Consider the following 20,551-nt stretch of genomic DNA (forward strand, 5'->3'; position numbering starts at 1 on the left):
TTATGAAACACGCCTTAGAGGGCGCCCGGCTGGGTGGTTCAGTAGGCGCCGCCGGAGCGGAAAAACCGCGGAGACGGTGCGGAGGAAAATCGATGTCCATCCCGATCGTCTAGTAGAGCCCCCGCCGAGGCCGTGGCCGCCGGTCCACGAGTCCAGGTCGTTGATCACCACTGGGGCGCACATCTCGGTGAGCGTGGCGGGGGAGAGCACCGCCGGGTCCGGGTCGGCCAGGAACGCCGCCCAGCGGCCCAGGTCCTCGACCGTCGACCAGAGCTGCCCGGCCGGGGCCATCGCCCCGGTGTCGGTACGCGGCTCCTCCCGCAGCGTCTCGTGCCACGGGTGGACGACGTAACCAGGGGCGTACGGCTCGGTGGGGTGGTACGTGGTGCGGCGCATGCCCAGCGGTGTCAGCAGCCGCTCGGTCAGCAGGTCCGCCCACGGGGTGCCGGTGATCCGTGCCAGCACGGCGCCGAGCAGCCCGTACGCCAGGTTCGAGTAGTGGTAGACGAAGTGCGGCGGATGGGCGATCTTGTCCGGCGTCAGCCCGGCCAGCAGCGTGTCCAGGTCCGTGCCCTCGGCGCGCTCCCACCAGTCGCCGTCCGGCTCGCGTTGCAGGCCGCTGACGTGCCCGAGCAGGTGGCGCACCGTCACCGTGCCGACCGGGGTGCCGGGCAGGTGGGCGTCGAGCGGGTCGTCGAGCGCCAGCCGGCCGGCGTCGCGCTGCTGCATCACCAGCACCGCGGTCATGGTCTTGGTGATCGAGCCGACCCGGTACTGGAGGTCGCCGTCCGGGCGGGGCGTCTCACCGGCGACCGCGAGGTGCGCCAGCCGGCCGTCGCGGACCACGCCGAGGGCGAGCGAGGGACCGCGCCCCTCGGCCTGGGCCCGGGCGACCAGCAGGTCCACCTGACGCGCGGTCTCGGGCAGCAGGGGCATGTCGTCCTCCTCGTCGGCGGGTGCCGCGGTACGCCGTGCCGAGCCTAGCGATCATGACAGTTCGATGACACGTGCGTTGACGTGTCAGGATTGTTCTCGTGGACGCCGTGTTCTGGATCGTTCTGGGTGTGGTATTAGCGGTCGCCGAGATCTTCACGACGACGCTCTTCCTGATCATGTTCGGGGTCGGGGCGTTCGCCGCCGCCGGCGCCGCGGCGCTCGGTGCGCCGGTGGCGCTCCAGGCGGTGGTCTTCGCGGCGGTGTCGGCGCTGTCGGTGGCGGTGGTCCGTCCGGTGGTCCGGCGGCACGCCCGGCCGACGCTGGAGACCGGGGAGCAGCCGTTCGGGGTCGAGGCGCTGGAGGGGGCCACCGCTGTGGTCCTGGAGCCGGTCGACGCCGACCGGGGCATGGTCAAGATCGATGGTGAGCTGTGGACGGCCCGCTCGTACGACGCGACGCGCACGTACGCCGAGGGTGAGCGGGTGCAGGTGATCAAGGTCCGGGGCGCTACCGCCCTGGTATGGCAGGACGACATTTCCACCCCGGGTGAGCTGCCCGAAGCGAAAAGGTGAACGGTATGGAGTTTCTGGCGATCCTGATGATCGCGGTGGCGTTGATCGGTGTGGTGACGCTGTTCAAGGCGGTGCGGATCGTGCCGCAGCAGCGTCAGGACGTGGTGGAGCGGCTGGGCCGGTACAAGCGCACGCTGAACCCGGGCCTCAACCTGCTGGTGCCGTTCGTCGACGCGGTGCGTACCAAGGTCGACATGCGCGAGCAGGTGGTCAGCTTCCCGCCCCAGCCGGTGATCACCTCCGACAACCTGGTCGTCTCGATCGACACGGTCCTCTACTTCAAGGTGGTCGACTCGGTTCGCGCCACCTACGAGATCTCCAACTTCCTCCAGGCCATCGAGCAGCTCACCGTCACCACGCTGCGTAACGTGATCGGCTCGCTCGACCTGGAGCGCGCGCTGACCAGCCGCGAGGAGATCAACCGGCACCTGTCCGGCGTGCTGGACGAGACCACCGGCCGCTGGGGCATCAAGGTGACCCGGGTCGAGATCAAGGCGATCGAGCCGCCGCCGAGCATCCGCGACTCGATGGAGAAGCAGATGCGCGCGGAGCGGGACCGCCGTGCCGCGATCCTCAACGCCGAGGGGCACAAGCAGTCGCAGATCCTCACCGCCGAGGGTGAGAAGCAGGCCGCGGTGCTGCGTGCCGACGGTGACCGGCAGGCCCGGATCCTCCAGGCGGAGGGCCAGGCCAAGGCGATCCGTACCGTCTTCGACGCGATCCACACCGCCAACCCGAGCCAGAAGGTGCTCGCCTACCAGTACCTCCAGGCGCTGCCGCAGATCGCCAACGGCACCGCCAACAAGGTCTGGATCGTCCCGACCGAGCTGACCAAGGCCCTGGAGGGCATGGGCGGCGCGCTGGGCGGGCTCGCGAACATGGCCGGCGACGTGCCGTCGCCGGAGGCCGCCAAGAGCGCCGGCGAGGTCGAGCGGGAGGCCGCCGAGGCCGCCCAGGCCGCGGCCGTCGCGGCCCAGGAGATCCACGACGAGGTACGCGTGGCGGAGGCGCAGGCCACCGGCGGCAACAACCCGAAGGGTCTGCCCGCGCCGGAGCCGGTGTCCCCGGCCAGCCTGGTGAACGACCCGGCGGACCAGCGCGAGCGGGGCTGACCGGCAAATCCGAGAATCCCTCATACGGCGCTCCGGCGACTGCCACCATCGGTTCCAGGACGGGTGGTGAGCAGGGCCGGAGCGCCGTTTGCGCGTCCCGGGCCGCCCGTGGCGCGAACGAGGTGAGGCATGAAGGACCCGGCGAACCGGCTGTTCTCCCGTACCCCGGTCCCCGGCGCGCACGACCCGGCCGGTCCGATCGGCTCCCGGCGTACCGGAGGGGGTTTCGGGGTCCTGCCGTTCGTCTCCGAACCCGGTCCGGGAGCGCCTGCGACCGACGCGACCTGGGCCTGGTCGATCCGCCGGTTCGCCCGCGCGGCGGTCTGGCTGCTCCCGGCGTACGCGGTCCTCTACGGCCTGGTGGCGATGGCCAGCGACGGCGGTGTGGGCAACGACCCGTATCCGGCCGACGGCCGGCCGCTCTACCTGGTCGGCTGGGTCGCAGCGGTGTGGCTGGGGCTGCTCGCCCTGCTCGCGCTCACCGGCCTGCTCGCCGCCACCCGCTGCCGCCGCGTCGCGCTGGCCGGGCTGCTCGCGAGCATCGGCGGGATGGTGCTGATGCTGCCGTTCGCCGGGCTGGCCGAGCAGACGCCGGTGTTCGGCGTGACCGCACGCGGCATCGTGCTGTTCGGCGCCACCCTCTACAGCGTGGGCTGGTTCCTGACCGGCTGGTCGGTCGCCCGGTCCGGGATGTTCTCCTACGGCGACGGGACCATGCTGATGATCGCCGCCCCGCTGCTCGGCCTGGGCGGCGCGCTGATCGGCTCGCTCCAGACGTTCGGCGCGATCTTCGTGCTGGTCGCCGGCATCGGCATCGGCTACCGCAGCGGCCGCCTGGTGCCCGAGACCATCGCCCGGGACGCCGCAGCCGCCAGCGTCGCCGCCGCACCGGTGCCGCCGACGTCACCGAAGGGCCCACTCGGCGCCGGATGACCGGTTCGTCCGGCCGCCGGGAGCTGAACGGTTGCCGTGAGGTAACTGACAGTTGCCTGGCGAGGTGGCCGGTAGGCGGCTTTCGTGGCAATCCTTGCGTCCATGCCGTCTCCCAGGTCGCCGCTCTCGCGGCTGTTCACCGTGCTGCTGGCCGGCCTGCTCGCCGGGCTCGTCCTCGCGCTCGCCGCGCTTCCCGGCGGCCTGCTCGGCGGGTTCGCCGCGCGGGCCGCGCTCGGCGCGTACGCGGACCTGCCCGACGCGCTGCGCACCCCCGTGCAGCCGCAGCGCTCCTACCTCTACGCCAACGACGGCACCACCCTGATCACCACGTTCTACGACGTGAACCGCACCGACGTGTCGCTGGACGAGATCGCCCCGGTGATGCGGCAGGCGATCATCGCGGCCGAGGACCGGCGGTTCTACTCGCACGGCGGCGCTGACCTGCGCGGCATCGCCCGCGCGCTGGTGGCGAACGTCAAGGGCGGCGGCACCGAGCAGGGCGGGTCCACGCTGACCATGCAGTATGTCCGCAACGTGCTCAAGACCGACCCGAACCGCACCCCGGAGGAGCGGCAGGCCGCCACCGAGCAGACCGTCGGGCGCAAGCTCCAGGAGATCCGGTACGCGAACGCGCTGGAGCAGTCGCTCTCAAAGGACGAGATCCTCAACCGCTACCTCAACATCGCGTACTTCGGCTCCGGCGCGTACGGCGTCGCCGCCGCCGGCCAGCGCTACTTCGGCAAGGCCCCGGCCGACCTGACGCTGGGCGAGGCGGCGCTGCTCGCCGGCCTGGTGCAGTCGCCCGACGCGTACAGCCCGATCGACGGCGACAAGGACCAGGCGCTGGCCCGGCGCGGGTACGTGCTCGACGCGATGGCCGAGACCGGCGCGATCACCGCGCAGCAGGCCGCCGCCGCGAAGACCGAGGCGCTGACGCTGCGCCCGACCGCCCAGCCCAACGGCTGCACCGCCACCGCCCAGGGACACGACGACTGGGGCTTCTTCTGCGACTACCTGCGCCGCTGGTGGCTCACCCAGCCGGCCTTCGGCAGCACGCCCGAGGAGCGGGAGCAGGCACTGCGCCGGGGCGGTTACCGCGTCGTCACCACGCTCGACCCGGAGATCCAGCAGACCGCGCAGGAGCAGGCCACCAAGGTCTACGGGTACGGCAACAAGCGGGCGCTGCCGATCGCGGCGGTCGAGCCCGGCACCGGCCGGGTGCTCGCCATGGCGGTGAACCGGCACTACAGCCTCGACGCCAACCCGGACGGGCAGGCCAACCACCCGAACACGGTCAACCCGCTGATCTCCGGCGGCGCCAGCGTCGACGGCTACCAGGCCGGCTCGACGTTCAAGATGTTCACCATGCTGGCCGCGCTGGAGGCCGGCAAGCCGCTGTCCACCGGCTTCGACGCCCCCAGCAGGCTGCCCACCCGGTACGCCTCGGACGACGAGGGCAACTGCGACGGCACGTGGTGCCCGGCGAACGCCAACCCGCAGTGGATGGACGGCTACCGGATGATGTGGGACGGCTTCGGCCGCTCCGTCAACACGTACTTCGTCTGGCTGGCCGAGCAGGTCGGCGAGGACAAGGTGGTGGAGATGGCCCAGCGCCTCGGCATCACCTTCCGGGCCGACTCCGACGCCGCGTTCGCCCGCGACAACGCCGCCAACTGGGGCGCGTTCACGCTCGGCGTCGCCGCCACGACCCCGCTGGACCTGGCGAACGCGTACGCCACGGTGGCCGCCGAGGGCACGTACTGTACGCCGCTGCCGGTGGTCTCGGTGACCGCGCCGGACGGCGACGCCGTCGACGTGGCGCAGCCGTCCTGCAAGCGGGTGCTCGAACCGGACGTGGCCCGCGCCGCCACCGACGCGGCCCGCTGCCCGGTCGGCCAGCAGTCCGCGTTCGACCAGTGCAACGGCGGCACCGCCACCGCCGTCGACCGGATCGTCGGCCGCCCGGTGGCCGGCAAGACCGGCAGCTCGGAGCGCAACGCCACCGAGACGTTCGTCGGCTACACCCCGCAGGTTGCGGTGGCAGGCATCGCCGCCAACCCGGACGACGTCACCGACCTGGTCGGCTCCGCCGTGCAGGCCAAGGTGATCGACGCGGTGGCCCGGACCATCAAGACGGCGCTCGCCGGCAAGCCGGTGGCCGACTTCACCGCGCCGAGCCGGGCGCTGGTCGGCGACCCGCAGCGCCCGCAGCCGCCCCGCCGGACCGAGCCGGACCGCCGCGAGCAGCGCCAGGAGAGCGAGCTGCCCTCCGACGTGCTCCGCTGGCTGCGCGGCCGCGGGTAAGGAAGGGCCCCTTCTTAACGCCTCCGGTAGAGGAAGGGCCCCTTCTTAACGCCGCGCCGCGGCGCCGGACCCGCAACCGCGTCGACGGCCGCGTCCACGACCGCGTCGAGGGCGGCGGCCACCTCGTCCGGGGTGCCGTCGCCGTCGAGCGTGACGAACGAGCCGAACTCCGGCAGTGCCCGGTAGGCGGCGTCCAGCGCGCGCAGGTGCGCCAGCTCCTCGGTGTCGATGCCCCGCGCGGCCACCCGCCGCTGCGCCACCCCGGGCGAGGTGGCCAGGAAGCACACCACCGCCGGGCGCGGGAAGACCGCGTAGACGGTGCGCACGACGCGCCGTCCCCGGTCGCCGCGGGCCGCCATGATCACGTCCTGGCACCAGGTCCACCGGTCCAGCACCGCCACCCGTCCGGTCAGGCGGGCCACCGCGACGGTCCGGGCCATCGCCGCCGCGCGCACCGTCGCCTCCAGCGCCGGATAGACGGTACGGCCGAACAGCGCCGTCCCGTCGGCGCGGCCGAGCGCCCGCGCCAGCCGGTTCCACAGCGGCCGCCCACCGGCGTTCTCGAAGTACCGCGCCCGCACACCCCGCTCGCGCAGCCGCGCCGCCAAAGCCCTGGCCTGGGTGGTCTTGCCGGAGCCGTCGACGCCGATCAGCGCGATCATCACGGGGCGGCCCATGGGCCCGGACGCTAACGCACCCGGACAACTCTCCACGGGACGTGTCGGATCCGGCCGGGCGGCTCCGACCCACCGGTGAGCGTGTCCGACCGGGACGCGCCGATACGCGGAGGAGCAGCGCATGGGCAACGTCGTCTACGGGGTGCACACGTCGGTCGACGGCTTCATCGAGGGCCCGAACGGCGAGTTCGACTGGCCGGAGATGGGGGAGGAACTGTCCGCGTACTCGATCGGGCTGGCCGAGCGGGCCGACGCCTTCGTCTACGGGCGGCGGGTGTGGGAGATGATGTCCTCCTACTGGCCGCAGGTCGAGTCGATCTCCGACCACCCGCACGACCTGGCGTTCGCGCCGATCTGGCGGCGTACCCCGAAGATCGTGGTCTCCCGCACGCTCGCCGAGGCCTCCCACGGCGCCGTTGTGGTCGGCGGCGGCGACCTGGCGAAGGAGTTCGCCGAGGTCCGTGAGCGGTTCCCCGGCGACCTGCTGGTCACCGGCGGCACCGGCGCGGCGACGGCGCTGGCCGCGCTCGGGCTCGTCGACACCTACGAGGTGATCGTGCACCCGGTGGTGCTCGGCGGCGGACGGCAGGTGCTGCCCGGCCTGGCCCGGCAGAGCCTGCGGCTGGTCGAGACGCGCACGTTCGACGGACGGTCGGTGCTGCTGCGCTACGGGCGGGCCTGACGCCTCAGCGGCCCCGGCGGCGGGGCCGGTACGTGGCGAGCGCGGCCGGTACGCCGCGCCGCACGATGCCGGCCCGGTCGCTGTCCCCGCGCAGCACCGCGGCGGCGGTCTTGCGGGCCTGCTCGACGGTGAAGTGCGGCGGCAGCATCAGCTCGGCCGGGTCCACCACGGCGTTCACCACCACCGGGCGGTCCGCGTCGAGCACCCGCTGCCACAGGCCGTCCACCCGGTCGGGGGAGTCGACCAGCTCACCGCCGAGGCCCAGCACCTCGGCCCACCTGTGGTACGCGACGTCCGGCAGGTCCTGGCTGTCCGGGAACATCGGCGTGCCCTCGCCGGACCGCTGCTCCCAGCTGACGAAGGCCAGATCCCGGTTGTTGAGCACCAGCACCACGAACCGGGGGTCGGCCCACTCCCGCCAGTACCTCGCCACCGTGATCAGCTCGTTGACGCCGTTCATCTGCATCGCGCCGTCGCCGAGCAGCGCGATCACCGGCCGGTCCGGGTGGGCGAACTTCGCCGCCAGCGCGTACGGCATGCCGCCGCCCATTGAGAGCAGCGTGCCGGAGAGGCTGGCCAGCATGCCGGGGCGGACCCGCACGTGCCGGGCGTACCAGGCGGTGGCGGTGCCGCAGTCCACGGCGAGCATGGCGTCGCCTGGCAGCGCGTCGTCGAGCGAGGTGAACAGCGACTGCGGGTTGACCGGGTCGGCCGGCTGGGCGGCGACCTCGCGTTGCGAGGCCCGCCACTTGCCGGTGGCGTCGGCGAGGGTGGCCCGCCAGGCGGTCGGGCCCGGCCCCGGGCCCAGCTCCTTGAGCAGGGCGCGCAGCGTCGGCCCGGCGTCACCGGTCAGGTTCACCTCGGTCGGGTAACGCAACCCCATCCGGGTGCCGTCGATGTCGATCTGCACCGCCCGGGCCTGGCCCTCCGGCGGGTAGAACTCCGAGTACGGCATCTGGCTGCCGACGATCAGCAGCCTGTCGCACTCGCGCATGAGCTGCCAGCTCGGGCGGCTGCCGAGCAGGCCGATCGCGCCCGTCACCCAGGGCTGCCGGTGGTCGACGGCGGTGAAGCCGAGCAGCGCGGTGGCGACCCCGGCGCCGAGCCGGTCGGCGATCCGGCGTACCTCGTCCTCGGCGCCCAGCGCGCCCTGCCCGACCAGCATCGCCACCCGCTCGCCGCCGCGCAGCACCTCGGCGGCGCGGCGCACGTCGGCCTCCGGCGGCACCGTCGGCTCGCTGCTCGGTACCGCGCTGGTGTGGTAGTAGCCGTGGGCGTGCGGCGGGTGCGGCACCGCCGGCAGGTCCTGCACGTCGGAGGGCAGGACCAGAGCGGTCACGGTACGCCGGGCCAGCGCCGTCCGGCAGGCCCGGTCGACCAGGTGCCGGGCCTGCGACGGGTCGTCGAGCTGGGCCAGGAACGCCGACGCCACGTCCTTGTAGAGGGAGAGCAGGTCCACCTCCTGGTAGTAGCCGCCGCCCTCGGCGGGCAGCGCGGTGTGCCCGAGCAGCGCCACCACCGGCTGGTGGTCGAGCTTCGCGTCGTAGAGGCCGTTGAGGGCGTGGATCGCGCCGGGGCCGCTGGTCACCACCACGCATCCGAGCGGGCCGCCGCCGTACTTGACGTGCGCGCCGGCCGCGAAACCGGCCGTCTCCTCGTGCCGGACCTGGATGAACCGGGCCCGCCCCTCGGCCCGCTGCAACGCCGAGGTCATGCCGTTGATCCCGTCGCCCGGGTAGCCGTAGTAGCGGTGCACGCCCCACTCGGCGAGCCGGGCCACCAGGTAGTCGGCGACGGTGGCGTCGCGGGGGAGGTTGCCGTCGTGATCCGCGCCCATCGTGGTCCCTCCGTCACCGTCGGCCTTCCGGCTCCGTTCCCCGCCCGGGACGACGGAAACCCGGCCCGCGCCGGAGCGGCCGGGCGGGCCGGGCAGAATCGCCTGGTGCCCGTCCACGAGATCACCGACCCCGACGACGACCGGATCGCCGACTACCGCGCGCTCACCGACGTGGAGCTGCGTACCCGCTGGGAACCGCCGCACGGGCTGTTCATCGCCGAGGGGGAGCTGGTGCTGCGGCGTGCGCTGCGGGCCGGCTACCCGGCCCGGTCGTACCTGGTCGACGCCAAGCGGGTGGACCAGCTCGCCGACCTGGACACCGGTGACGCGCCGGTGTACGCGGCGACGCCGGACGTGCTCCAGCGCGCCACCGGTTTCCACGTGCACCGGGGCGTGCTCGCCTCGTTCCACCGCAAGCCGCTGCGCTCCGCCGACGAGGTGCTCGCCGCCGCCCGGCGGGTGGTGATCCTGGAGGACGTCAACAACCACACGAACCTGGGCGCGATCTTCCGGGGCGCCGCAGCGCTCGGCGTCGACGCGGTGCTGCTGTCCCCGACCTGCGCCGACCCGCTGTACCGGCGCAGCGTACGGGTCAGCATGGGCGAGGTGTTCGCGGTGCCGTACGCCAAGCTCGACAGCTGGCCCGGCGGGCTGGACCAGGTCCGGGCGGCCGGGTTCACAGTGCTCGCGATGACGCCGGCGCCTGACGCCGTACCGATGCAGCGGCTGACCCCGGCGCAGCGCGAGCGGGCGGCGTTGCTGCTCGGGGCGGAGGGGCCGGGGCTGACCGCGGCGGCGCAGGCCGCCAGCGACGTGCGGGTGGTGATCCCGATGCGGCGCGGCGTGGACTCGCTGAACGTGGCGGCCGCCGCGGCGGTGGCGTTCTGGGAGCTGGGGCGGGAAGACGCGCTCTGACGTACAGCTTGCATGACCATGCGATGGCGTGCATAATCTTCCTTGTGTCCAAGGTTCTCACCTCCCTGCCCATCGGCGAACGTGTCGGCATCGCCTTCTCCGGCGGCCTCGACACCTCGGTAGCCGTCGCGTGGATGCGCGACAAGGGCGCCGTCCCCTGCGCCTACACCGCTGACATCGGCCAGTACGACGAGCCCGACATCGCCTCGGTGCCCGGCCGCGCGCTCAGCTACGGCGCCGAGGTCGCCCGCCTCGTCGACTGCCGCGCCGCCCTGGTCGAGGAAGGGCTGGCGGCGCTGACCTGCGGCGCCTTCCACATCCGCTCCGGCGGGCGGGCCTACTTCAACACCACGCCACTGGGCCGGGCCGTGACCGGCACGCTGCTGGTCCGCGCGATGATCGCCGACGACGTGCAGATCTGGGGCGACGGCTCGACGTTCAAGGGCAACGACATCGAGCGGTTCTACCGGTACGGCCTGCTGGCGAACCCGCAGCTGCGGATCTACAAGCCGTGGCTGGACACCGACTTCGTCACCGAGCTGGGCGGCCGCACCGAGATGTCGGAGTGGCTGCTGGAGCGCGGCCTGCCCTACCGGGACAGCACCGAGAAGGCGTACTCCACCGACGCCAACATCTGGGGCGCCACCCACGAGGCCAAGACGCTCGAACACCTGGACACCGGCATCGAGACCGTCGAGCCGATCATGGGCGTCAAGTTCTGGGATCCGTCCGTGGAGATCCCCACCGAGGACGTCACCATCGGCTTCGACCAGGGCCGCCCGGTGACGATCAACGGCAAGGAGTTCGGCAGCGCCGTCGACCTGGTGCTGGAGGCCAACGCCATCGGCGGCCGGCACGGCCTGGGCATGTCCGACCAGATCGAGAACCGGATCATCGAGGCCAAGAGCCGCGGCATCTACGAGGCCCCCGGCATGGCGCTGCTGCACGCCGCGTACGAGCGGCTCGTCAACGCCATCCACAACGAGGACACGCTCGCGAACTACCACAACGAGGGCCGCCGCCTCGGCCGCCTCATGTACGAGGGCCGCTGGCTGGACCCGCAGGCGCTGATGCTGCGCGAGTCGTTGCAGCGCTGGGTCGGCACGGCGGTCACCGGCGAGGTCACGCTGCGGCTGCGCCGGGGCGAGGACTACTCGATCCTGGACACCACCGGCCCGGCGTTCAGCTACCACCCGGACAAGCTGTCGATGGAGCGCACCCAGGACTCGGCGTTCGGCCCGGCCGACCGGATCGGCCAGCTCACCATGCGCAACCTGGACATCGCCGACTCCCGCGCCAAGCTGGAGCAGTACGCCTCCGTCGGCATGGTCGGCGGCGGCACCCCGCAGCGGATCGTCGGCGCCGCCCAGGCGGCCTCGACCGGGCTGATCGGCGCCATGCCGCAGGGCGGCGCGGAGGCCATCGCCTCCCGGGGCGTGCCCACCGCCGAGGACGAGGCGCTCGACCGGGCCGCGATGGAGTTCGGCGTCGACTGACCGCCGCCGTCCGCGGACCGTCGCCCCACCGGGCAGCGGTCCGCGGCTCGTCTCACCTGACCGCCCGCCGGTCCCGCCTCCCCGCGGGCCGGCGGGCGGTGTGGCTCTCGGCAACGGTGGTGACGCAGGGTAGCGTGTCGCCCGTGTTCCCTACCGTGCGTGAGGTGCTGGACCTGGTGCCCGTGCGCCACGGCGCGCCGCGCCTGGTCGCGGGGAACGCCGGGCTGGACCGGTCGGTGCGCTGGGTGCACATCGCCGAGGTGCCCGACATCGCCACCCTGCTCGGCGGCGGGGAACTGGTCCTCACCACCGGGATCGGGCTGCCGGGCGACGACGCCGGGCTCCGCGAGTTCATCGGCGCGCTGGCCGACGTCGGCGTCTCCGGGCTGGTGGTCGAACTGGGCCGCCGCTACGTCAGCGGAGTGCCACGCGTGATGGCCGCCGCCGCCGAACGACGCGGCCTGCCCCTGATCGAGCTGCGCCGGGGCACCCCGTTCGTCCGGATCACCGAGGCGGTGCACGCGCTGATCGTGGACGCCCAGCTCACCGAGCTGCGCGCCACCGAGGAGATCCACCAGCGGTTCACCGAACTGTCGGTGGAGGGCGCCGAACCGGCCGAGGTGCTGCGGCAGGCCGCCGAACTGGCCGGCTGCCCGATGGTGCTGGAGAACCTGTCCCGGCAGGTGCTCGCGTACGACCCGGCGGGGGAGAACGCCCAACTGCTGCTGGACGGCTGGGAGCGGCACTCGCGGCAGATCCGCCCGCCCGGGCGCACCGCGTACGACCCGGACAGCGGCTGGCTCGTCACCACAGTGGGCGCGCGGGGACAGGACTGGGGACGGCTGCTGCTGCGCTGGCCGGCGACCGAGTCCACCCCGCCGACCCGGCTGACCATCCTGATCGAACGGGCCGCCTCCACGCTGGCGCTGGGCCGGCTGATCCGGCGCGACGCCGAGGGCCTGGAACGGCAGATCCACCGTACGCTGCTGACCGCCCTGATCGACCACACCCGTCCGGTGGACGAGGTGGCGCTGCGCGCCAAGGCGCTCGGCGTCGTCCTGGACCGCCGCCACCTGGTCGGCGTCGTGGTCCGGCACCGCGCCGGCGAGCCGTCCGGTGACGCGGGCGCCCCCGACGACGAGCCGGCTGCCCGCCGGGGCGCGCGCCGCGACACCGACGCCGAGGACCCGGAAGCCGGCCCCGCCCGGCTGCGCGACCTCGCCGAGGCGGTCAGCCAGGCCGTCCGGGACGCCAAGCTCACCGCGCTGACCAGCCCGCTCGACGACCAGGCCGTGGGCGCGCTGCTGGCGCTCCCCGACCCGGCCGCCGAGGAGAAGGCACTGTCCGCGTTCGCCGCGGCGTTGCGCCGGGTACGCCTCGACGCCGCCCCCGCCGCCCGCCCGGCGTCCCGCACGTCGGAGTCGACTGACCGTCCCGCCGGACGGGCCGTGACATCGGGGAGCGCACGGCCGGTCGACGCGCCGCCCCGGGCCGCGATCGTGGTGGCGGCCGGGTCCGGTGTGAGCAGCCTGCGCGAGGCACGCCGGTCGCTGATCGAGGCGCGGCAGGTCGCCGAGGCGGCGCGGCGGGATCCCCGGGACCTGCCCTGCTACCGGCTGCCGCACGTGGGGCTGGCCGGGCTGCTGCACCTCTTGCGTGACGAACCCCGGTTGCAGACGTTCGTCGAGCGTGAACTCGGGCCGCTGCTCGCCTACGACGCCCAGCACCCGCGGGAGCAGTTGCTCGGCACGCTGCGGGCGTACCTGGAGCAGGGGCGCAACAAGTCGGCCGGCGCGGCCGCCGCGCACCTGTCCCGGCCGGCGTTCTACGAACGGCTGGCCCGCATCGGCCGCATCCTCGACGCCGACCTCGACTCGGTGGACAGGTGCCTGTCCCTGCACGTGGCCCTGCTGGCCCTGGACGCCATCCGCACCCCCTGACCCGGTCCGGGGTCGGCCCGCACCCCCGCCTGCCCCGCTGATCATGAGGTCTGGGCCGACTCGCCGATCTTGGAGTTGTGGCGCCCGTAATGCCCCTGAAGCGAGGTGCCACAACTCCAAGATCGATGACGTGTGGGCGGTCAGGCCAGGGCGGTCAGGGTCTTGGCGTAGAGGGCGGGGACGAAGTTGTCGCCGCCGGGGGTGAACACGTCGGAGGTGGCCGCGGCCTGCCACGCGGTGTCGGGCAGCGCCGCCACCAGGGCGCGGACCACCGGGACGTCGCGCCACTGGTCCTGCTGGGCGAGCAGGCTCAGCGCGACCACCGACTCCTCCACCTCGCCCACGCACTCGAACGGCTTGTGCCCGTCGATGCCGAGCAGCTCCCGGTAGCCGGGGATCTGGGACTCGTCGGCCAGCAGGTCACCGCCGAAGATGCCGGTCAGCCGCTCCCGGGGCATGAACGGCGCCATGGCCAGGAACACGAACCGGCACTTCGGGCAGTCGCGGCACCAGCGCTCGCTCGCGTCGCGCAGCTTGAACGCCGCGTTGCAGCTGGTCACCACCGCGTCGTACCGGTCGATCTCGGCGAACAGCCGGGCGATGTGCAGCTCGGACAGGGAGCGCAGCAACGAGAAGTACGGCTCGGTGAGCCCGGCGTGCTCGGCCAGCGCCGCGCGCAGCAGCCCTTCCGCCTCGACGCCCTTCGACCACTGGTGGTTGATCTCGTGGCCGTTCCAGATCAGGTTCGGGTCGGACGCGGAACGCTCGTTCGACATCACCACCGGGCCGAGCCCGTGCAGGACGGCGGTGGCCACGGCGATCAGCGAGTTGATCGCGGTGACCGGGATGTGCCCGTTGCGCGCGCCTGCCGCGTTCAGCTCGAACAGCACCGGGTCGAGCCGCCGCCGGGCGGCCAGCGGCACCAGGTCGGAGGCCTCGTTCACCGACACGATCACGTGGTTCGGGTTGACCGAGAACGGCACCGGGTCGAGGCCGGCGCGGCGCAGCGCCTCCAGCGTGACGATGGAGTCCTTGCCGCCGCCCACCGCCGACAGCGGACGACGGTCGGAGTTGTCCACCGGCACCGCCGGGTCCACGGTGCCCGACGGCACCTCGGGACGCAGTTCCAGCACGTGCGGCAGCTCGTTGCGGTACGCGTACTCGGCGAGGCCCTTGGTGTAGACGGCGGTGACCAGCGCGACGGCGGCGGCGCCCAGCGGTGCGGGCAGCACCAGCCGGGGCGGCGCGGCGGCCTTGTAGTAGCTGACGCCGGCGACCACGTGCAGCAGCTCCAGCACCCGGGCCAGGGTGGCCGCTGTGGCGTCGGAGACCGGCTCGGCCGGCAGCGGAAGCGTGATCACCTCGGTGAACCGCTGCTCGCCGTCGGGACCGGTCAGGGCGTAGTCGAACAGGACCTCGCCGGTGGCGAAGTCGATCGAGTAGGACGGGAAGGTGAAGGCGTCCATCCGCCGCAGCTGCTCGTTGGGCACACGCCATACTAGGCCCTGGTTCGTCCGTCCGTGTCCGGCTGGGCCGGACCCTGCCCGCCGTCGACCGAGTCCGAGGAGAGCCCGTGCGCCTGTCTGATCTGCGCGGACGTCATGTCGCCGTCTGGGGTGCCGGCCGCGAGGGCCGGGCCGCGGTGACCGCGATCGCCGCGCACGGGCCGGCCGGCCTGGTCGTCGTCGACGACAGCGCCAACTTCCTCACCCTGCCCTGGGACGGTCCGCTGGCCGCCGCCGCGCCGCTCGTCACCGGCGAGGAGGGATTCGAACGCCTCGCAGCCGCCGACGTGGTGGTCCGCTCGCCGGGTGTGCCGAACACCCACCCGTGGATGGTGGAGCTGCGCCGCCGGTCAGTGCCCGTCACGCAGGGCAGCGCGCTGTGGATGGCCGACCACGCGGACCGGACCGTCGGGGTGACCGGCAGCAAGGGCAAGAGCACCACGTCCAGCCTGATCAGTCACCTGCTCACCGCGATGGACCGGCCGAACGTGTTCGGCGGCAACATCGGGGTGCCGCTGCTGGACCTGCCCGAGGCGGAGCTGTACGTGCTGGAGCTGTCCAGCTACCAGTGCTCCGACCTGACCGACTCGCCGCGGGTGGCGGTGGTGACCGCGCTGTTCCCGGAGCATCTGGACGCGCACGGCGGTGAGCGGGAGTACTACCGGGACAAGCTGAACCTGATCGCGCACGGCCCGCACGCCGTCGTGGTCAACGGCGCCGACCCGCGGCTGGCGGCGGAGCTGGGCGACCGTGCGGCGGTACGCGCCGGCTCGCCGGACACCACGCACGTGGCCACCGGGCCGGACGGCACGCAGTGGTTCCACCTGCGGGACACGCCGCTGTTCCCGCGCGCGGTGCTGCCGCTGGTCGGGCGGCACAACGAGGGCAACCTCTGCGTCGCGCTGGCGGTGCTGGACGCGCTCGGCGTCGATGTGGTGGCGCGCAAGGACAGCCTCGCCGTGGCGGTCGCCGAGTTCCAGGGCCTGGCGCACCGGCTCACCGAGATCGCCGACCCGTCGGGGCTGACGTTCGTCGACGACACGCTCGCCACCAGCCCGTACGCGGCCATGCACGCGATCGACGCGTACGAGGGACGGCCGCTGACCGTGATCGTCGGCGGGGCCGACCGAGGGCTGGACTACAGCCCGCTGCGCGCGCACCTGGCCGGCCGGGAGATCACAGTGATCGGCGTGCCGGACAGCGGCCCCCGCATCGTGGAGGCGCTGTCCGGGCTGCCGTCGGTGCGTACCGAACTGGCCGACGACCTGGTCGCCGCCGTCGGGCTGTCCCGCAAGCTCACCCCGGCCGGCGGGGTGGTGCTGTTGTCCCCGGCGGCACCGAGCTACGGCCGGTTCCGCAACTTCGAGCACCGCTCCGAGGTGTTCGCGCAGGCGGTCGCCGACACCGCCCGCTGAGTCAGCCGCGCTCCGCCCGCGTGTGCCGCGGCGGCCCCGGCTCGGCCGACAGGATCGCGTCGAGGGACTCGGTGGGCGCCGAGTTGTCGACCGGCTCGCGCGGTGCCGGCGCGACCTCGGTGGGCGCGGCCGCCGGGCCGACGTCGGTCGCCCGCCGCTTGACCGGCGTCCACGCGAACGCGAGCGCGCCGCCGACGAGCGCCAGCAGCATGCCGATCAGGAACCCGCCCAGGTTCGAGGTGAGCCAGGAGACCAGCCCGAGCACGAGCGAGAGCACCGCGTAGAAGACGCGTTGCTGCGGCGTGGTGATCAGCAGCACGCCGCAGATCACCAGGACCAGGGGGACCAGGTACGCGGCCAGCCCTTGCGGCCCGACGTGCAGCAGCACCCCGAGCGGCGCGCGCAGCGTCACGAGCATCTCCGCGCCGCCGAGCGCGATGAGCAGCCCGGCGGTGAACGGCCGCGCCCGGCGCCAGCGCCGCCAGCGTGTACGGACGCCGGCGGCGGGCGCCGAGTGCTGTCCTGCGGTCACGTCAGCACCCTTCGGAGCTGAAGCCCATGCGCAGGTTGGGCAGCGTGAAGACGGCGGCGGTGGTGGCGTAGTTGTTCTGCCGCAGGTTGGTGATGGTCACGGTGTCGGCCTGCTGGGCGAACACGCCCGGGTTGCCCTTGACCCCGGGGACCTTGTCGACGGTGCTGGCGTCCTGCCCGACGTCGATGTTCTTGAAGGAGGCGTTACCGGCGATCTCGTCGCCGTCGACCACGAGCGTGCGGGCGGTCACCGGCTTGCCGGAATTGCCGGCGGTGATCCGCAGGTTGGTCCCGCCCAGGTTGATGCTCTGGCAGAGATTGGTCAGCTCGGCCTTGTCGATCGCCGAGACGATCACGAGCACCTGCCCGCCGGTGTCGCCCTGGTTGGGGCTGTCCGGGATCATCTGGTCGAGCGTGGCGAACTGCTCGAACCCGGTGCCCTCCAGCTTGTCGGCGGTGACAGTGAACGGCATGCCCGAGATGGCGAACTGCGCGCCGAGCACACCCTGCGCGGTCAGCACAACCATGCCGGCCGCGCCGGCCGCCACGGCGCCGAACGTGACAGCGAACCGGCGCCAGCGTACGCCGCTTCTCGGTTGATCGGTCTCGATCTGCTCGATCTGCTCCGACATGCCGGCCCCTTTCGAGATCAATTCATCTGCGACGATGTGAATTGGCTTCGCAGGATGTGCGCCGAGGGGCGCAGGCCGAAGTTACCGCTGAGTAAAGGGGCGGTCAACTGCCTGTAGCGGATCGTTGGGCGGTATTTGCCAAAAGCGGCCAAAGTGAAAAACCGCTGCGGTTTTCCACCACTCAGGGCTGGCCGGGCGCGCAGGGCGCGGTCGCGGCCGGGCCGTCGTCCGCCCGGGCCGCCCGGGCGACACGGCCCGCCTCCCGCGGGCCGAGGAACGGCGCGGTGGCCGCGTACGTGAGCGCCGGCAGCAGCAACGGCAGCTCCTCGGCCCGCCCCTGCGCCACCCGCTCACGGATGGTGGCGTGGATGCCGCCGACCACAATGGACAACAGTGCGTCCCGGTCCACGCCGGCCGGATCCGGCCCGGCGTCGGCGAAGAACCGGCGGAAGCTGCTCAGCAGCGCGTCGCGCTCCCGGCGTGCGTCGGGGCCGGCCGCGTCCACCTCGACCAGCGCCATCCGGGCGAAGGCGGGCACGCTCGCCAGCACGTCGAGCAGCGTGCGCAGCGCCGCCCGGGCGGCCTCCGGCCAGTCCGGGCCGGCGTCGCGGTAGGCGTCCTCCATCAGGTGCGACACCACCGCGATGCCGTGCCGGTACGCGGCCAGGAACGCGTCCTGCTTGCCGCTGAACAGCGCGTAGAACGCGGGCCGGGTGACCCCGGCGGCGTGGCAGATGTCGCTGACCCGGGCGTTGTCGTACCCCCGGGTGGCGACCTCCCGGACCAGCCCGTCGAAGAGGCGGTCGCGCTGGGTCGCCGCCACCTCCTCGGCCGGCACGCGTCGCGGGCCGCGCTTGATGGCGCGGTCCGGGTCGCGGCCGTGGCGGGCACCCGGCAGGGGTACGGGCGCCGGCGACGGCGGGCTCGGGACTGTCACTCATCGACCTTTCTTGATGCGTTGACTTTACGACCCTCCGAGGTTTATAACTTTCGACACGCTCAGTTCACGCCTCGTCACCGCTGGTGATCTCTTCTCGTCGGTCACCCGAACGCGTCGAAGGAGGGCCGGATGGCTGCCATTATCGCCGCGCGCACCCGTCCCCCCAAGGCCGGAGAGATCCAGGTGACGCGGCGTCGCCGCACTGCGCCACGCCGCCCGGCCCGCTGAGGCCGCAGCGGCGCACCACCACCTGCGGCGGCCCGATCCCGGCCGCCGCGCCCACCGGCTCCGTCCATGCCGGACGCCGCCGGCACCGTTTCCTGTCCCACCGCCGGAAGGAACAACCATGCCCAGGTACGGACGCATCGGCGCGGGCCTCGCCGCCCTGGCGCTGCTGACCGGTCTGGTCGGCGCCGCCCCCGCCACCGCCGCACCCTCCACCTCGCTCGCCAGCGCCGTGCTGACCTACCCGACCGTCGCCGGCACCGCCGTGTCGGTGGGCGACGTCATCCAGGCCAGCCTGCGCAGCGGCACCAACGCCACGTTCTACTCCTCGACCAGCGGCACCACCGGCATCAAGTGCGCCGCGTCCAGCTTCAGCGCCAAGGTGCTGACCAACCCGACCGCACCCGGAACCGCGACCGAGAGCCTCACCGCGCAGTCGTTCACCAGCTGCACGACGAACGTCTTCGGCACCACCGGCGTGCAGAGCGTCACGGTCAACAACCTGCCGTACACCACCTCGGTGACCAGCGCCGGCGTGGTCAAGATCTCCGGGACGACGGCGGCGCCGATCCAGAGCACAGTCGTGCTCAACTCGCTGCTCGGCACGATCACCTGCGTCTACCGCACCAGCACGAACTCGCTGACCGGCACGGCGTCCAACGCCACCAACTCGATCAGCTTCACCAACCAGCCCCTGACCAAGTTCTCCGGCCCGTCGCTGTGCTTCGGCACCGCGTACTTCACCGCGTCGTACTCGCCGGTGAAGGACACCAGCAAGACCGGCAGCCCGGCGGTCTACGTCAACTGACACCCGGCTCTCGGGCCGGTGCGCGGCGATTCGCCGGGCGCCGGCCCGCACGCCGGTTCAGCCGGCCGTCAGCGTCGCGTGCAGCGCGCGCATCGACCGCAGCGCCGACCGGATCTCCTGGAGGTAGCGGCCCGGAGTCAGGGTCGGCTCCGGTACGGCCACCGCGGCACGTGCGGCCGGGTCCACCCCGACCGTCTCGATGCCGCACCCGTACGGCACGGCGAGCGTCCGCAGCGCGTCGCAGTGCTGGAACGGCACGTAGATCGGGGCGGTCACCATCAGCACCGGGTCGTCCGCGCGCAGCCGCACATGCTCGGCCCAGAACCGCTGCGTGTCGGCGGTGTGCGCGCGACGGCGGTCCGGTTCGCTCGACGGCGCGGCGAGCACCCGTACCGGGGGCAGCCCGGCCGGCCGGTAGGTGCGCGAGGACCAGGCCCGGTGCGGATGATCGGCCGGCTCGCCGCGCTCGTCGTCCGGCTCGTCCACCCCGAACGCCAGCCGCACCCCGGCGTCGAGGACGTCCACCTCGGTGGCGCAGCCGGACAGGCCGGCGGCGTCGAGCGTGCGGGACTCGGCCGCTGACAGCGGCCGGAAGCTGCCGAGCACGGCCACCTCGCCGGTCACCTCGGCCGCCGTCCGGGCCAGCACCGCCGCGTACGCGGTACGCCGCAGGCAGGCGTGCGCCAGCCCGCCGAGCACCAGCAGGTGCGCGTACCCGGATCGGGCCGGCGCGACGGCGCGGACCAGGCCCAGCGCGGCGGCGGCGCTCAGCACCAGTCCGGCGGTGGCCGGGTCGAACGCCGGCTCCCGGGCGTCCGGGCGTTCCCGTCCCTGCCGGAAGTCCCAGCGGCGGGCGGAGAACGCGTCCAGCCCGGCCAGCACCGCAGCCAGGTCGCCGCCGGGCCAGTCACCGCCGAAGTGCGCCACGAGACGCCGCACCGGCGCCGACTCCACCCAGGACCGGACCCCGGCCAGGAGTTGCGCCCGCGTCGTGCCCGCCGCGCCGCCCGGCAGCGTCACCTGATCCGTCCGCACCCGGCGGATGCTACCGCCCGGGACAGTTGTTTCTGCCCCGGTCGCGGTGGGAGCGT

The 20,551-nt window shown here is 73.2% G+C and carries 17 protein-coding genes and 1 pseudogene; 10 read left to right on the plus strand and 8 right to left on the minus strand.

The annotated features are described in order from the left end of the window. Positions 1 to 123: 123 nt before the first annotated feature. Positions 124 to 936 (minus strand): annotated as a pseudogene (locus tag ABD52_RS22195) (serine hydrolase domain-containing protein); the annotation flags it as partial. Between the two features lie 98 nt (positions 937 to 1,034). Here ABD52_RS22195 and ABD52_RS22200 point away from each other — a divergent pair. The 4 genes from ABD52_RS22200 (at position 1,035) to ABD52_RS22215 (ending at position 5,857) form a co-directional block, all read left to right on the plus strand. Continuing rightward, positions 1,035 to 1,508, plus strand: a complete 474-nt coding sequence (locus ABD52_RS22200) for an NfeD family protein (protein ID WP_013287364.1) — start codon at positions 1,035 to 1,037, stop codon at positions 1,506 to 1,508. 5 nt (positions 1,509 to 1,513) lie between these two features. Further along, positions 1,514 to 2,620: an SPFH domain-containing protein gene (locus tag ABD52_RS22205; RefSeq protein WP_013287363.1), complete on the plus strand. Its 1,107-nt coding sequence runs from the start codon at positions 1,514 to 1,516 to the stop codon at positions 2,618 to 2,620. 129 nt (positions 2,621 to 2,749) lie between these two features. Next, on the plus strand, positions 2,750 to 3,553 hold the full coding sequence (locus tag ABD52_RS22210) for a hypothetical protein (RefSeq protein WP_047893094.1): 804 nt from the start codon (positions 2,750 to 2,752) through the stop codon (positions 3,551 to 3,553). Positions 3,554 to 3,655: 102 nt separating this feature from the next. Further along, positions 3,656 to 5,857 (plus strand): transglycosylase domain-containing protein, encoded by a 2,202-nt coding sequence (locus ABD52_RS22215; RefSeq protein WP_235437531.1) that lies wholly within the window; start codon positions 3,656 to 3,658, stop codon positions 5,855 to 5,857. 14 nt (positions 5,858 to 5,871) lie between these two features. Here ABD52_RS22215 and ABD52_RS22220 read toward each other — a convergent pair whose 3' ends face one another. After that, complete coding sequence (locus ABD52_RS22220) at positions 5,872 to 6,534, minus strand: thymidylate kinase (protein ID WP_047893096.1); 663 nt, start codon at positions 6,532 to 6,534, stop codon at positions 5,872 to 5,874. A gap of 121 nt (positions 6,535 to 6,655) precedes the next feature. On the opposite strand from ABD52_RS22220, the gene ABD52_RS22225 reads away from it, so the two are divergent. Next, a complete protein-coding gene (locus ABD52_RS22225) occupies positions 6,656 to 7,216 on the plus strand; it encodes a dihydrofolate reductase family protein (protein WP_013287359.1) in 561 nt (186 codons plus the stop codon). 4 nt (positions 7,217 to 7,220) lie between these two features. Here the strand turns inward: ABD52_RS22225 and ABD52_RS22230 are convergent, their stop codons facing one another. Further along, positions 7,221 to 9,053 carry a thiamine pyrophosphate-requiring protein gene (locus tag ABD52_RS22230; RefSeq protein ID WP_047893097.1) on the minus strand — a complete coding sequence of 611 codons (1,833 nt, stop codon included), beginning with the start codon at positions 9,051 to 9,053 and terminating at the stop codon, positions 7,221 to 7,223. Between the two features lie 102 nt (positions 9,054 to 9,155). Here ABD52_RS22230 and ABD52_RS22235 point away from each other — a divergent pair, with 102 nt between their 5' ends. From ABD52_RS22235 to ABD52_RS22245, 3 genes are all read left to right on the plus strand, one after another. Next, a complete protein-coding gene (locus ABD52_RS22235; RefSeq protein ID WP_347405053.1) occupies positions 9,156 to 9,968 on the plus strand; it encodes an RNA methyltransferase in 813 nt (270 codons plus the stop codon). A 44-nt stretch (positions 9,969 to 10,012) separates the two neighbouring features. After that, positions 10,013 to 11,464, plus strand: coding sequence for an argininosuccinate synthase (argG, locus tag ABD52_RS22240; protein ID WP_041799074.1), 1,452 nt, complete (start codon positions 10,013 to 10,015; stop codon positions 11,462 to 11,464). Positions 11,465 to 11,598: 134 nt separating this feature from the next. After that, positions 11,599 to 13,404, plus strand: coding sequence for a PucR family transcriptional regulator (locus tag ABD52_RS22245; RefSeq protein ID WP_082171367.1), 1,806 nt, complete (start codon positions 11,599 to 11,601; stop codon positions 13,402 to 13,404). Between the two features lie 140 nt (positions 13,405 to 13,544). Here the strand turns inward: ABD52_RS22245 and ABD52_RS22250 are convergent, their stop codons facing one another. Further along, entirely contained in the window at positions 13,545 to 14,894 is a 1,350-nt protein-coding gene (locus ABD52_RS22250) for a hypothetical protein (RefSeq protein ID WP_047893099.1), read from the minus strand. 83 nt (positions 14,895 to 14,977) lie between these two features. On the opposite strand from ABD52_RS22250, the gene murD reads away from it, so the two are divergent. Next, positions 14,978 to 16,324, plus strand: coding sequence for a UDP-N-acetylmuramoyl-L-alanine--D-glutamate ligase (murD, locus tag ABD52_RS22255; protein ID WP_013475954.1), 1,347 nt, complete (start codon positions 14,978 to 14,980; stop codon positions 16,322 to 16,324). Between the two features lies 1 nt (position 16,325). On the opposite strand, the gene ABD52_RS22260 is transcribed toward murD, so the two are convergent. The 3 genes from ABD52_RS22260 to ABD52_RS22270 form a co-directional block, all read right to left on the minus strand. Further along, positions 16,326 to 16,856: a DUF6114 domain-containing protein gene (locus tag ABD52_RS22260; protein WP_047893100.1), complete on the minus strand. Its 531-nt coding sequence runs from the start codon at positions 16,854 to 16,856 to the stop codon at positions 16,326 to 16,328. A gap of 1 nt (position 16,857) precedes the next feature. Further along, entirely contained in the window at positions 16,858 to 17,487 is a 630-nt protein-coding gene (locus ABD52_RS22265) for a DUF6230 family protein (RefSeq protein ID WP_013287351.1), read from the minus strand. 181 nt (positions 17,488 to 17,668) lie between these two features. Beyond that, the gene (locus ABD52_RS22270; protein WP_013287350.1) at positions 17,669 to 18,424 is read right to left on the minus strand and encodes a TetR/AcrR family transcriptional regulator; all 756 of its coding nucleotides are present in this window, start codon (positions 18,422 to 18,424) and stop codon (positions 17,669 to 17,671) included. 349 nt (positions 18,425 to 18,773) lie between these two features. On the opposite strand from ABD52_RS22270, the gene ABD52_RS22275 reads away from it, so the two are divergent. Continuing rightward, on the plus strand, positions 18,774 to 19,460 hold the full coding sequence (locus ABD52_RS22275; RefSeq protein WP_030272723.1) for a hypothetical protein: 687 nt from the start codon (positions 18,774 to 18,776) through the stop codon (positions 19,458 to 19,460). A gap of 57 nt (positions 19,461 to 19,517) precedes the next feature. Here the strand turns inward: ABD52_RS22275 and ABD52_RS22280 are convergent, their stop codons facing one another. After that, positions 19,518 to 20,480, minus strand: a complete 963-nt coding sequence (locus tag ABD52_RS22280) for a hypothetical protein (RefSeq protein ID WP_047893101.1) — start codon at positions 20,478 to 20,480, stop codon at positions 19,518 to 19,520. Between the last annotated feature and the right edge of the window lie 71 nt (positions 20,481 to 20,551).

The organism is Micromonospora sp. RV43, from assembly GCF_001029515.1.
Taxonomy (GTDB): Bacteria; Actinomycetota; Actinomycetes; order Mycobacteriales; family Micromonosporaceae; genus Micromonospora; species Micromonospora aurantiaca.